At 64.6% G+C, this 12,738-nt stretch carries 14 protein-coding genes; 6 read left to right on the forward strand and 8 right to left on the reverse strand.

Annotated elements, in window-relative coordinates; genetic code table 11:
* Positions 1-671 precede the first annotated feature (671 nt).
* Complete coding sequence (locus FW784_RS08525; RefSeq protein ID WP_149352923.1) at positions 672-851, reverse strand: DUF3606 domain-containing protein; 180 nt, start codon at positions 849-851, stop codon at positions 672-674.
* A gap of 154 nt (positions 852-1,005) precedes the next feature.
* On the reverse strand, positions 1,006-1,194 hold the full coding sequence (locus FW784_RS08530; protein WP_149352924.1) for a CPXCG motif-containing cysteine-rich protein: 189 nt from the start codon (positions 1,192-1,194) through the stop codon (positions 1,006-1,008).
* A gap of 325 nt (positions 1,195-1,519) precedes the next feature.
* Between FW784_RS08530 and FW784_RS08535 the strand changes: the two genes are divergently transcribed.
* The gene (locus tag FW784_RS08535; RefSeq protein ID WP_149352925.1) at positions 1,520-2,050 is read left to right on the forward strand and encodes a lipocalin family protein; all 531 of its coding nucleotides are present in this window, start codon (positions 1,520-1,522) and stop codon (positions 2,048-2,050) included.
* Positions 2,051-2,543: 493 nt separating this feature from the next.
* Here FW784_RS08535 and FW784_RS08540 read toward each other — a convergent pair whose 3' ends face one another.
* A complete protein-coding gene (locus FW784_RS08540; protein WP_149352926.1) occupies positions 2,544-3,239 on the reverse strand; it encodes a hypothetical protein in 696 nt (231 codons plus the stop codon).
* Between the two features lie 205 nt (positions 3,240-3,444).
* Here FW784_RS08540 and FW784_RS08545 point away from each other — a divergent pair, with 205 nt between their 5' ends.
* From FW784_RS08545 to FW784_RS08555, 3 genes are read left to right on the forward strand one after another with little or no spacing between them, the layout of a single operon-like run.
* Positions 3,445-3,978: a Spy/CpxP family protein refolding chaperone gene (locus FW784_RS08545; protein ID WP_149352927.1), complete on the forward strand. Its 534-nt coding sequence runs from the start codon at positions 3,445-3,447 to the stop codon at positions 3,976-3,978.
* Between the two features lie 50 nt (positions 3,979-4,028).
* Positions 4,029-4,727, forward strand: coding sequence for a response regulator transcription factor (locus FW784_RS08550; RefSeq protein WP_149352928.1), 699 nt, complete (start codon positions 4,029-4,031; stop codon positions 4,725-4,727).
* Positions 4,724-5,725, forward strand: a complete 1,002-nt coding sequence (locus FW784_RS08555) for a sensor histidine kinase (protein WP_149352929.1) — start codon at positions 4,724-4,726, stop codon at positions 5,723-5,725. Before FW784_RS08550 ends, FW784_RS08555 begins: the two co-directional genes overlap by 4 nt.
* 122 nt (positions 5,726-5,847) lie before the next feature.
* Here FW784_RS08555 and FW784_RS08560 read toward each other — a convergent pair whose 3' ends face one another.
* Together FW784_RS08560 and FW784_RS08565 are read right to left on the reverse strand one after the other, a co-directional pair.
* Positions 5,848-6,189, reverse strand: coding sequence for a YciI family protein (locus FW784_RS08560; protein ID WP_149352930.1), 342 nt, complete (start codon positions 6,187-6,189; stop codon positions 5,848-5,850).
* Positions 6,190-6,479: 290 nt separating this feature from the next.
* A complete protein-coding gene (locus FW784_RS08565; protein ID WP_149352931.1) occupies positions 6,480-6,833 on the reverse strand; it encodes an FKBP-type peptidyl-prolyl cis-trans isomerase in 354 nt (117 codons plus the stop codon).
* Positions 6,834-7,339: 506 nt separating this feature from the next.
* On the opposite strand from FW784_RS08565, the gene FW784_RS08570 reads away from it, so the two are divergent.
* Positions 7,340-8,260, forward strand: a complete 921-nt coding sequence (locus FW784_RS08570; protein ID WP_149352932.1) for a CPBP family intramembrane glutamic endopeptidase — start codon at positions 7,340-7,342, stop codon at positions 8,258-8,260.
* A gap of 111 nt (positions 8,261-8,371) precedes the next feature.
* On the opposite strand, the gene FW784_RS08575 is transcribed toward FW784_RS08570, so the two are convergent.
* Positions 8,372-9,163 (reverse strand): COG4705 family protein, encoded by a 792-nt coding sequence (locus FW784_RS08575; RefSeq protein WP_149352933.1) that lies wholly within the window; start codon positions 9,161-9,163, stop codon positions 8,372-8,374.
* 524 nt (positions 9,164-9,687) lie between these two features.
* Between FW784_RS08575 and FW784_RS14370 the strand changes: the two genes are divergently transcribed.
* A complete protein-coding gene (locus tag FW784_RS14370) occupies positions 9,688-9,858 on the forward strand; it encodes a hypothetical protein (protein ID WP_187770742.1) in 171 nt (56 codons plus the stop codon).
* Between the two features lie 113 nt (positions 9,859-9,971).
* Here FW784_RS14370 and FW784_RS08580 read toward each other — a convergent pair whose 3' ends face one another.
* Together FW784_RS08580 and FW784_RS08585 are read right to left on the reverse strand one after the other, a co-directional pair.
* The gene (locus tag FW784_RS08580; protein ID WP_149352934.1) at positions 9,972-11,726 is read right to left on the reverse strand and encodes an AIPR family protein; all 1,755 of its coding nucleotides are present in this window, start codon (positions 11,724-11,726) and stop codon (positions 9,972-9,974) included.
* A gap of 103 nt (positions 11,727-11,829) precedes the next feature.
* Positions 11,830-12,558, reverse strand: coding sequence for a TSCPD domain-containing protein (locus FW784_RS08585; RefSeq protein WP_149352935.1), 729 nt, complete (start codon positions 12,556-12,558; stop codon positions 11,830-11,832).
* Positions 12,559-12,738 lie beyond the last annotated feature (180 nt).

The raw sequence follows: 12,738 nt of genomic DNA on the forward strand, positions 1-12,738 counted from the left end.
GCGCCGGCGTAGCGGGCATTGCAGCGGGTGCTGGCGTGGCTTCGGTGGGCGCGGTGGACTCCTGCCTCTGGCACGCGGTCAGCAGGGCCGAGGTGGTGGCGATGGCGAGGAGCGTGCGCGAGAAAGTCGAACGATGCATGGCGTTACCTGCGGCAACGCCGCGCTTGGGAAGTGTGGGGACCGTAGGCGCATGCGAGTGCAGGGGCGGTGACCTGTTCAGTCCGTGCAGTCGCGGCATGCCGAGCACGCGCTCGCACTTCAGCGGGCAAGCAGCTGTACGCGCGGACAGCGGCGTGCTGCGCGGTGCGGGACTGATCGATCCACGAACGTGCAAGCGTCTGGGCGGCGTGCGCTGACGGTCTATTCGCCCAGTGCTGGCATACCACCACGCTGATGCGGGACCGGAGCCTCGAGCAGCGCATTCGGCAACGCGCACATGCATTGACGGCAATCACCTACGCCAGACTGGCAGCTCATTGCGGCTTCGGCCGGAAACAGGCCGATGCGAACTACGCACGCGCGGCGCGACTGCAACTGCACGTGACCGTGCTCCGGCGCAACGTCACCCCGGCCGATGCATGGCCGGGTATCGCTTCGTCCGCAACGGATGCCAAAAGTCAGGCCATTGCAGGCCTGACCTTGTTCGACGCGCCATCGAACTCGCGACGCGATCAGTTCGGACGCAGCCGCTTCTCGACTTCGTCAGCCGAATTGCCCACCTGCTCGACGGCCTGGCGAAGCTGCTGCTCGCTGACTCCGAAGCGCTGCGTCCAGTAACGAACCTCGTGCTCTTCGCCGAGCGCGATCAGCTTGCGGTCCGGGCTGCCACGATCCTGCAGGTTGTCGCTCATGGTCGGTCTCACTCTCGGCGGAGGTTCGAACGTAGCGGCGGCGGAGTGAGTCACGCGTGGACGCGCAGCCCGCGCGCTTTGCGCGACGAATGACCCGTCAGGCTGCAGGGCATGCGCGCGCGTCGGTGTGATTCGTCCACGGCGGCGATGTTCGTCAGGTATCGGACTCGGACTGCAGGCGTACGTCCACGTCTTCGTCGCCGTGCACTTCGAGGATCACCGTGATCGGGCGGCAGCAGACCTGGCAGTCCTCGATGTAGCGCTGCGAGCCGCCGCTGCTGTCGATGACAAGGTCGATGGGTTCGCCGCAGTACGGGCAGGTCAGGTCGTGCGTGGAGAGCATGGGTGGGCCTTTTGCGGGTAGGAGTGGGCGGCGCGCACGATGTGTGGATCGCGGAAATCGTGTCTTCGCCGCACGGCATGGCGTGACGGCGAGGTGCGTCGGACAAGCCATGGGCTTGCCATCAGACGCGCAAGCGCGCGTTGACCGCGTCAATAGCGTCTGGCAGCAGGTCGACGACTGCATCGCCGGAGCCGGCGGATCGCGCGCGGACGCCGGCGCCTGCCACGTCGCCGCGGGGATCGCCGCACCTAAGCGGTCCGCTGCGTTCACCCCGCCACCACCGTCGCCGGTCACGCTTGCGCTTTGGTCTGATCGGCGCACCGCCATGACTCGCATCGCACTGCTGCTACCGCTGCTCATGCTCATCGCGCCCGCGCAGGCGAGCGAACCCAACCGGCCCGTCGCCCATGTTGACCTCGCGCGCTACGCGGGCACCTGGTACGAGCAGGCGCACTTGCCGATGTTCTTCCAGCGCAAGTGCGCGCGCGACACGGTGGCCCAGTACACCCTGCGCAGCGACGGCCGCATCGACGTGGTGAATCGTTGCACGCAGACCGACGGAACGGTCCGCGAAGCCCGCGGCGTGGCGCGACGTGTCGGCGACAGCACCTCGCAACTGAAGGTGCGCTTCGCGCCGGAGTGGCTCGGCTTCCTGCCGTTCGTGTGGGGCGACTACTGGATCGTCGGGCTCGACGACGGCTACCGGTGGGCGATGGTCGGCTCGCCGGGGCGCGATTACCTGTGGATCCTGTCGCGTGAGCGCGTGCTCGATGTCGACACGCGGAACCGGCTGGTCGAACGGGCGCGGTCGATGGGCTACCCGGTGGGGAAGCTGGTGTTTACGCCGCAGGGGTAACGGGCGTGGTTTTTCGGGTCAGCGGATCGTGCAAGCACGGGCTGCCTGGCGAGCGTTGCTGCACCGGGGACAAAAGCGTTTCGTGCGCTTGCGCGCCCGCTTGCTTTTCTTTGCCGGCATGAAGAAAAGACAACCAAGAGAGAGTGCCGTCCCGATCGGGTCCACAGCGCGCGATCGGCGAGTCCTGCGCGATCGCAACGATCGGCATCCTGCCTAGAGCGGCGACGGCCGATACCGTGCCGGCCGTGCGTTGGGTCCTGTGAGGCGACCCGGCGCAGTCAGGTCTTCGGAGTCACGAAATCCACCTGGATCCGATTCGTTTCTTGACGTTGGCGACTCAGTACCGCTGGTCGCGCAGTTTCAGGGCGCGCCAGCGGGTTCAGACCAGGCCTGACAGAGCGTGTGCCGCCAGTTTCATGGCGCTCGCAACTCAACGGTGACCACGGGCAGTCCGAACGATGCCGGTTTGAAGTCTCGTTTCTCACCCGCCGATCTATGGAACGACATTCGCTAGCGGCCGTTGGCGCGCGAGCAGCGCTGCGGCCGAAAGGTTCCAGAGCATCTGGGCGAGCAGCACGGCCAGCAGCGCGGACATCGGCATGCGGGTGTCCGACAGCGCGATCAGCACGCACACCAGCGCGCTCGACAGCACGCCGACCGTACCCACCCGGCGTGCGGCCCCGGACAGGCGCACCAGCGCGAGCGACCACGCCAGCGTGCCCACGGCCTGCAGCACCCAGCCGAGCTTCGCCAGATCGTTCACCACAAGGCCGAGGTTGCGCACCAGGTTGTACGCAAAGCCCACGCGGTCGGGCGAGGAAAGCGCATCGATCGCGACGTGCGGAATCACGAAGCCGTCGAAGATCGTGGCACCGATCATCGCCGCGCAGCCGAACAGGTAGACGACCAGTCCGGCCAGCACGTGCGGGCGACGCAGCCCCAGCCGTCCCGCCAACGTGGCGAAGCCGAAGCCGTAGGCACACACGCTCGCGATCGCCACGCCATGCACCACCGCCTTGAGCGTGGCCAGCCCGGCGATGCCCGCCAGGATCTCGGCCGGCGTATGGCCGCCGCCGCTGCGGTCGAGTGCGACGAACACCGTCGAGATCACGGTGGCGGCCGCGATCGCGGCCGCCGCGCTGCGGCCCGGCGCCGTGGGCGCTGCATGGATGAAGGAAGTCGGTTGCATCGGAAACGCCCTGCGAACGCATGCAAGTCATGCTGCGCCGCACGCTAGGGCCCGCACGTTCATGACCTGCGCGCGCCCCGTGAAGTTTTGCAAAGCACGCGCGCGCCGGCCCAACAAAACTTCATCAAGCGCTCGTGGCCGCTGAACGTGGCCGGTGGAGTCTGGCGTCGTCCCGGCCGGGACGCTTCCCATCACAGGTGAAACCATGACTCCGAACGATTCCGCCACGCGCTTCCCTTCCACCGCCCGCCGCCTGCTGATCGGCGGAATCGCACTTGCGGCGGCGTTGTCCCTCGGTGGTGTCGCTGCCTATGCCGCCACTGCGCCTGCCGGTTCCGAGCCGATGGCAGTGCTGTCGTCATTCCACCATCTGCACGACCACGCCCGCCTGCACGAACACGTGGAAGGCGTATTGACGAAGGCGGGCGCCAGCGCGGCGCAGCGGCAGGCCATCGACGGGATCATGGTGGAGTCCATGCGCGCCCAGCACGCCGACTTCGCGCGCTACCACGCGGGCCTGGGCGCGCTGAAAACCCTGCTCGCTGCACCCCGCATCGACGTCGCCGCGGTCGAGCGCGTGCGATCGCAGCAGGACCAGGTGCTGCTGGACACCGATCGGCGCCTCACCGAAACGGTGCTGCGCATCGCCCGCGTCCTCACGCCGGAGCAGCGCCGCGCGCTGTCGACCGACATCGACGCGATGATGGCGAACGCCATCGGGCATCATTCGGGCCATTGACCCTGCCGGGCGGCCGTCCCCGCGGCGGCCGCCGCACCGGATGCAGCCACGTGTCGCAAACACTCCTGATCATCGACGACGACGAGCGCCTGTGCGCGATGCTCGACCAGTACCTGTCGCAGGCCGGTTATCGCGTGGTCTGCCGCCACACGGCGGCCGACGGGCTGGCCGAGCAGCGGCGTGCGGCAGCGGACGCGATCATCCTCGACCTGATGCTGCCGGACGCCAGTGGCCTTGATGTCTGCACGCGGCTGCGCGAACGCAGCGGGGTACCGATCGTGATGCTGACGGCGCGCGGCGACGCGATGGATCGCGTGGTCGGACTCGAGCTCGGCGCTGACGACTATCTGCCCAAGCCATTCGAGCCGCGCGAGCTGCTGGCACGGCTGCGGACGGTACTGCGACGTGGCAGCCATGCGGTCAATCCGACCCTGCGCTTCGGACGCCTGGAGATCGATCGCGAGGCACGCCGCGCGTGCGTCGACGGACAGCCGCGCGCAATGACCGGCCACCAGTTCGACATGCTGGTCGCACTCGCCGAACGTGCGGGCCGCGTGCTCAGCCGCGCGCAATTGCTCGATGCCATCGGTGGGCGTGCACTGGATACCTGCGACCGCACGGTCGACGTGCATGTCTCCGGCATCCGTGCCGCGATCGAGGACGACCCGAAGCAACCACGGCGCATCGTCACCATGCGCGGTGCCGGCTACCTCTTCACGCGCGTGCAGGACGGAGACAGCGCGGCGTGATACGTCGACTCTACCTGCGCATCTACGTGGCCACGCTCGCCGCGCTGGCAGCCGTGGCGGTGCTGTTCGCCCTCGCCTGGTGGGCAGTGCTGCGGCAGCCCGGCGGCTCCGACTGGCTGCGCGCGTTGCACTCCGACGCGCTGCATCTCCACCTTGACGGGCTGGTGTTGATCTTCGTGATCACCGCGGTGGTGGGCGTGGCGATGTACCCGCTGGCGCGTCGCCTTACGGGACAGATCGAAGCACTCGTGGCGAGCATGGACCGTTTCGGTGCCGGCGAACTGGCGACGCGCGCGCCCGTGGCCGGCGCCGATGAGGTCGCGCACCTGGCGCATGCGTTCAACACCATGGCCGACCGGGTGACGGGCCTCATGTCGGCCCACGGCCGCATGCTGGCGAATGCCTCACACGAATTGCGATCGCCGCTCACCCGCATCCGCATGGCGCTCGAGCTGTACGAAGCCGAGCCGCGTCCTGGCCTGCTGCAGGGCATACGCGAGGACTGCACCGAAATCGACGAGCAGATCGAAGAGATACTGCTGGCGAGCAAGCTCGACACGGTGGGTATCGAGCGGCGCGAAGAGGCGGACCTGGCGGTGATCGTCGCCGAGGAATGCACACGGCTTGGCCTGCCCTTCGACGTGACGCCCACGCCCATGCTCGGCGACACGCGGCTGCTGCGACGCCTTTTACGAAATCTGCTGGAGAACGCGCTGACGCATGGGCGCACCGGCGTCGAGGCGCGCGCGTTCGTCGACACCACCGGCGATCGGGTCGTGCACGTGACTGACCGCGGTCCCGGTATCGACGCGAGCGAGCGCGAGCGCGTCTTCGAGCCGTTTCATCGGCCGGCGAATACCCGTGAATCCGGTAACGGCTGGGGCCTGGGCCTTGCGCTTGTGCGCCAGATCAGCGAACAGCACGGCGGACACGCCCGCTGCCTGGGCCGCGAAGGTGGAGGCTGCACGTTCGAGTTCCGGGTGGCGGTGGTGGGGTGAGCGCGGGGGGAAGGCTGCGATGTCTGCTTTGGGTCGAAAGCGGTCATTGCAGGAATGCAAGGCATGCCGAGTCCAAGTCCGCTTTCGTCCAGACGCCGACATGGCCGGGCGCGCGACTGCGGTTACGACGCCGGGTCGAAATGGAACACGCGCAGCTCCTGCGCGCAGCTGCAGGCCCGGGCGAGGCGGGCCGCCCAGTCGAGGGCCGCCTCGCGCGTGGGCAGCTCGAGCACGGCGAAGCCGCCGTCGAGCGCGGGGCCGTCGGGGTAACCGCCTTCGGTGGTCGTGCCGTCCGCGGCGACGCGCACCACTGGCACGCGGTCATCCAGGCCGCCGGCGAAGACGTAGACGCCGGCCGCTTTCGCGTCGTCGATCACGGCGTGGGACTCGCGTATGACCGTGTCCCGTTGGCCGTCGGGTATTTGCATCGCGGCGGCGGGGAACGAGATGAGGTACTTGGCCATCGGGCGGCTTCCTTCGCGGCGGGGGGCGACTGACGGGCGTTTCGTACGCTGGCGCGCCCGAGTCACTGTCTCTTTGCTGGCACAAAGAAAAGAGGACCAAAAGAAAGTGCCTTCCCCGATCAGGTCTACAGCTCGCAGAGTGCGGATCTATCGCGATCGCCACACTGGGCGTCCTGCCTCGGGTGGCGACGGCCGACTTCGTGTCGGCCGCCCTTCGGGTCCCATGTGGATGCTTGGCTGCCGTGGGCAGGAGCGGTCAAGTGCTGACTTCGACCTTCTTGCATCGTGCCTCAGGTACCCAGCAGCTCCACTTCGAATTTCAGCGTCGCGTTCGGCGGAATCACGCCGCCGGCACCGCGCGCGCCATAGCCCAGGTTGGCCGGGATGATCAGCGTCCGGATGCCGCCCTCGCGCATACCCTGCACGCCTTCGTCCCAGCCCTTGATGACCTGGCCGCCGCCCAGCGAAAAGATGAAGGGCTCGCCGCGGTCTTTGCTCGAATCGAACTTCTCGCCCTGCTGGCCGTTCTCGAACAACCAGCCCGTGTAGTGCACGGTGACGTTGCGGCCGGGCTTGGCTTCCGCGCCGCTGCCGACGACGGTGTCTTCGTACTGCAGGCCGGATGCGGTGGTGGTGTAGGGCATGGGGGGTTCCTGTCGGTGGATCGGGTGGACCCGAAGTTTAGCTTTCAACAAGAAAGAGACTCGGGTTCGTTTCCTCGGGAAATTGGAACCGGGCCGTTGCTTCGCCTGCGCTTGGCGACAGGGGAACCGTTTCGTGACCCTGCGGTGCCCGAGTCACTTTTCTTTGATGGGCACAAAGAAAAGTGACCGAAAGAAAGTGCCTTCGCGGTCAGGTTACAGCGCGCTATCGGCGAGTCTTACGCGATCGCCACACTCGGCATCCTGCCTCGGGTGGCGACGGCCCACATCCTGTCGGCCGCCCGTCGGGTTCTATGCAGGCGCTTGGTTGGTGCGGCGCCACTCAGATCGAGAAATGATCCTGACCCCTTTTTCCGGCGCTCGGTGTCCATAGCCTATTCGTCCAGGTGACATTCGTAACGCGCACGGCCTCGCGCCGCCGGCTAGGGTGCGCATGCAGTGTCGCCATTGGGGCGCCACTCGCATGCCCACTGGACGAGCATCTCGACATGGAACAGCAGCCACCACCTTCGGCAAATCGTTCACCAGGCAGGCGCCTCCTGTCCAACCCCGTCGTGCGGATCCTGTTAGGGACGCTACTGGTGTGGTTGCCTGCGCCCTTGGTCACGAAGACGGCGCACGCGTTGATCCCCGCCCCTTACGGCCATCTGTGGCCGACGGTGCTCGCAGCGCTCCTCGTATGGCTGGCCTATCGCTTCTTCGTACTTCGCGTCGAGCGGAGACCGGTATCGGAGCTGTCCACCCCGGGCGCCTTTCGCGAGCTCGCTTCCGGGCTGCTGGTGGGCGTGTCGATGCAGGCGTTGCTGTTCGGCGTCCTGTGGGTGCTGGGCGTATACCGCGTCGATGGGCTCGTCGCGCCGAGCAGCGCGATGCTGGCCGTCGTGCCGCTCTACGTAGGCGTGGCGCTGTTGGAGGAGTTCGTCGGCCGCGGAATTGTTTTCGGCATTTCGCGGCAGGCATTGGGGACGCTGTGGGCCGTGGTGATCTCGGCGCTGTTCTTTGGCCTGGTGCACGCACCCAACGTCGGCGCCAACCCCATCGGACTACTGACGTGTACGGCCTTCGGAATGTTGTTTGCAGCTGCGTACATGGCCACCGGAAGGCTATGGCTGTGCATCGGGATTCACTTTGCCTGGAACTTCGCCCAGAGCCAGGTGTTCTCGTCACTGGTCTCCGGGACGAGCGACGGCACCGGTCTCATCCGGGGACATCTGACGGGCCCCGACTGGCTGACGGGCGGTAGCTTCGGATCCGAAGGTTCCGTCGTCGCTCTGGCGCTGGCGCTGATCGGGTTTGCCGCATTCATGGTGAAGGCGCGTGCGCGGGATCTCGGCGTGGTCGGCGGCCCGTCGCGGCCGGCAGTTGTTGTCGATGGCCATGCGCCTGCGAGCGCCGCGCTTGGCGCGTAGGCGGCGAGCCTCGCTGGCGACAGGGACGGTTTCGGGAATTGAACCTGACCCCTTTCTCGCGGCGATGGCCGCCAGCGCCGTCCACCTGGCTCGTCGCGCACTGGCCGTTCGCTACGCGCGATCGGAGGCGACCGCGACGTCGCGTTTCGTAATGCTCAGGTAGGTCACCAGCACCACGATCACTGCGACGAACACCAGGCTGGTGCCGGTCGTGCCCAACGCGAGTCCGCCGTCCTTGTGCGACTGCGAAAGCAGGTCGCCGAACGAAGCGCCGAGCGGGCGCGTGAGGATGTAGGCCAGCCAGAACGCCCAGACCGCATTGAGCTTGAATACGTAATAGGCGATTGCGACCACCGCGATCAGGCCCGCGAAGATCAGTCCCGACACCAGGTAGCCCAGCGACCAGCGCTCGCCCACGAGGTCACCCGCGGCGGTGCCGAGCGCGAATGTCACCAGGATGGCAGCCCAGTAGAAGAGTTCGCGGCGTCGCGTATCGATGCTGTGGATCGAGAGCGTGTGTTCCTTCGAATACCAGAGGGCGAATACCGCGGCTAGGGCGATCGCGAACACGGCCGTGCTCACTTCAAGCCGCACGCCGAAATTGTCGGTCAGGTTGTCGGTAATCAACGTGCCGACCACGCTGATCAGCACCACGGTGACCCAATAGATCCAGGGTACGTAGCGCCGCGTGCGCAGCTGCAGGACGAGCGCCGCGATGAGCACGGCTCCGGCGAGCAGGGATGTGTACGTCAGCCCCAGCCGGAGGTTGAAGATGAGGAAGTCGGCGCCCGTTTCGCCGACCGTCGTCGCCATCACCTTGATGATCCAGAAGAACAGCGTTACGGCGGGAACCTTGTTGAGCATCTGGGCGCGCGCATGCGCCGGATCGTAAGTCGTGATCATCGCGGACGCCGCTTCGGACAGGCCGCCATGAAGCTTCGACCGATGTGATGGGGTCGCGAAGCGCGGCGGTGTCCCGGATTTCAGTCGCGCCGGGTCGAGGCTTGGAGTCTCGTGCGTGACGCTGTGAGGCTTACGCCTGAGACGCTAAGGGTTTGGTGCGCTGCCGCACCGAGTTAGTTTTCTGTACCGAAATGGAACCTGACCCCATTTTCCGACCGCGGAGTGGCCTCGTTGGCGCCGGGTGCCGATGCCACGGCGAAGGCGATTCGTGCGCTGACGCGCCCGAGTCACTTTTCTTTGCGGGGCACAAAGAAAAGTAACCAAAAGAAAGTGCCTTTCCCGATCAGGTCTACAGCGCGCGGCGTGCGAGACCTACGCGATCGCCACACTCGGCATCCTGCCTCGGGTGGCGACGGCCGACTTCCTGTCGGCCGCCCTACGGGTCTGGTGTTGCGATGTCAGTGTGCGAGTACCGAAATGGAACCTGACCCCATTTTTCGGTGCGGTGACTCGGTCCGCGGGCCATGACCAAGAAAATGAACCTGACCCCATTTTTCTCATTTTTCTGCGCACTCGGCATCCTGCCTCGGGTGGCGACGGCCGACATCCTGTCGGCCGCCCTTCGGGTCTCGTGTTGCGATGCCAGGGTGCGAGTACCGAAATGGAACCTGACCCCATTTTCCGAAGTGGTGTAGGTCATGGGGGTTCCTGTCGCGGATCGGGTGGCTTCGAAGTGTAGCTGTCAGCGGGAAAGAGCTTGGGTTCGTCTCTCGGCAAAATGGAGCCTGACCCCATTTCTCCGGACCGTTCACCTTGAGACTGTCACGCCCTTTCCAAAGCGCTTGTACGACTCTGCGTTGGCGCTCGCAGTTGCTTGCACGAGGCTACGGAAGACTCCAATCGCTTTCTGCGCCCGCTCGTTGCTTTTCAATCCGTCGCTCAACGCATCCGATAGTTGTTGGCAGAACGGGGAAACGATCGTCACAAGCTCGGACCAGTGCTGGCCGGCTTGTGTCGGCGAGGTCTTCGGGCCAAATGAGACCTTTGCGTTGGTTCCGATTCGCTTGCCAACAAACGTTTCTACGCACGCTGCCATGGCCGAAACCAGGAGATACGTAGAACCGCGTTGACGAAAGTATTCGAGCAGTGTCTCTTCCTGCGCAGTCAACTCCTTCGACTTGGACTTGGCCACAAGTGAGCGCTTGGCGTCTTCCACAGAGCGAAGAAGCGAGTAGCAGAAGACCAAATGCGCACCCGTAGTGTCGTCATTGAAAAAACGTGCATACGTTTGGTCATTCACCCATATATCGCTTTTTGAGTTGTACGCGACGATGGGATCCTGATGGAACGCCGCAAGCGCCTGGCCGACCGTATAGGACGGCATGAGGTTCTTGTTTCGCTGAATTGCGTCTTTGTGTCCGCCCCGTCGGCCGCCCTCATACTTAGCGTTCGGGATGGCTTCGACTTCATCGCGAAGTCGCTTCTGTACTCGGTCCGTGCTGCGAAAATCCGACGCAGTAACTTTATTCTGACTATTGTTGTACTGAATTATGTCGTACACCAAGTCGTTGTCGGCTGTAGACACAACGCGTGCGGGGACCAATCCGCCTGAAGGCGCCTTCGGGAGCGTGCCGATTGCCCCAGTGGTTTGTGCTCCATTGACTATTGAGATACCGCGCAGGGTGAGGGTCTTCTTGTTCTTGGTCGCTCCTTCCGCAAACGAATGCGTAAGGATGGTGATGCCATTATTGAAGACCCAAAAGTTTTCCGGCGCTGTTTGCACGGTTTGCTTTATGCCATTGTTTATGTTGGCATCGCTTTTTCGTGAGCCTAGGTAGTCCCTTACATTGGCTGAGAAGAGTTGCGTACCATGACTTTTGTAGAGCCTATGAAGCACACGGGCCGGAATTGCAGTTACATAGGACTTCCAGTTGGCGGTATCAATGGTGAAGCCGGACTCGACTTCGATTTTGATCTCGTCGTTAACCAAAATGGGCGAAAGTGTTTCTTGATACCAGTCATCGAGACGTGCGTTACCGATCTCGAGCGAAGAAATCTCAACTTTCGATGCCGAGTGGAGAGCTGCGATCACCGACTTCGCAGTTTGAGTAACCGTCGCCAGTTCATCTTGTACGTTTTGAGTTTCTGGCAGGTTGTGGACGTACCAAGCCTCAAATCTCTTGATTGAGCCGTCGCTGATCGCAGACCTCAGCTCTTTGGCTGCGGACCGGAGTCGCTTTGGCAGTTCCTTAATCGGTCGCTGCATAAGCCACGCAACCGCCGTGTTGAGATCTGAGGCCTTGTTAGCTGGCGCCCCCTGCTTTTGTTTAGACGAGCAGTAGCACTGGGCTACAACAGCAACTCCCTCGTCGCGGTCGATATATATGAGGTCACATTTCTTGTCGTCGCTGCCATCGGTGACAGACTCCGCGGCGACGCTATGAATGTCGTCGACGGAGAATCGGAGAGCCAACGCGAATAGGCCGATCGCGTTATCACCGTATTGGCCGAGATCATCCCTGGCATCTAGGGCTCCTTGCCACGTTGGTTTTGCAGTTGCCATTGCTCCCCCTGGAATGGTTTCGAGAAAACGCGTCCTGCGAGCGACACAAAAAAAGGCCGGGCCAATCGGCCCGACCCTCAGATCCTATTTTTGCAGTTTCAACTCACCCGCACTTGCTATACCCACAATTCAAGCAAGTAGCACACCCATCCATCAGCACCAGCGCCTTCGTGCTGCACTTGTGGCACATGGTCGCGCTGGGCGGGAAGCTGGTGCCTTCGCCGGTGACGGACACGCTCTCGTTCGCGGCGGGCGCGGTGGCGCGCTCGTAGGCGGCGCGCTTCTCGGCGATGTGGGCGCGCTGGTGGTCGCTCATCTCGGGGTCGTGGATCATGCCGATCGACTTCATGTGCTCCTCGACCACCGCGCCGATCTCGGCGACCAGGCTCGGCATGTACACGCCGCCGGCCTTGAAGTAGCCGCCGCGCGGGTCGAACACGGCCTTCATCTCTTCCACCAGGAAGGTGACGTCGCCGCCCTTGCGGAACACGGCGGACATGATGCGGGTGAGGGCGACGATCCACTGGAAGTGGTCCATCGACTTGGAATTGATGAACACCTCGAACGGGCGGCGCTGCTCGTGCTCGCTGCCGGCGTTGAGGACGATGTCGTTGATCGTCACGTACATGGCGTGCTCGACCAGCGGCGTCTTGATCTTGTACGTCGATCCGATCAGCACTTCCGGGCGCTCCAGGCGCTCGTGCATCTGGATCACGTCGGCGGTCTTGACTTCGACGGGGGCGGTATTGGCGCTGGCCTGGGCATCGCGGGCGCGGTCTTCTGCGCTGATCACGGTGTAGCCCTTGATTTTCTTGTCGATCTTGACGGCCATCGGCCCGTTCCCCGTGTCGCTGGTTGTTGAGTAGAGGACGCGCCGCCGTGGGGCGGCGCGCCGTGGAATCGAGGGTGCCGGCGGCGAACCGCCGGCACCGGTCACTGCGTGTTACCTGCCGGCGCGGCTGCTCTCACCGCTGCGTCGTGCGCCGCCGGTGCGCCCGGTCGTGCTCTTCAG

The organism is Cognatilysobacter lacus, assembly GCF_008274655.1.
GTDB lineage: Bacteria > Pseudomonadota > Gammaproteobacteria > Xanthomonadales > Xanthomonadaceae > Cognatilysobacter > Cognatilysobacter lacus.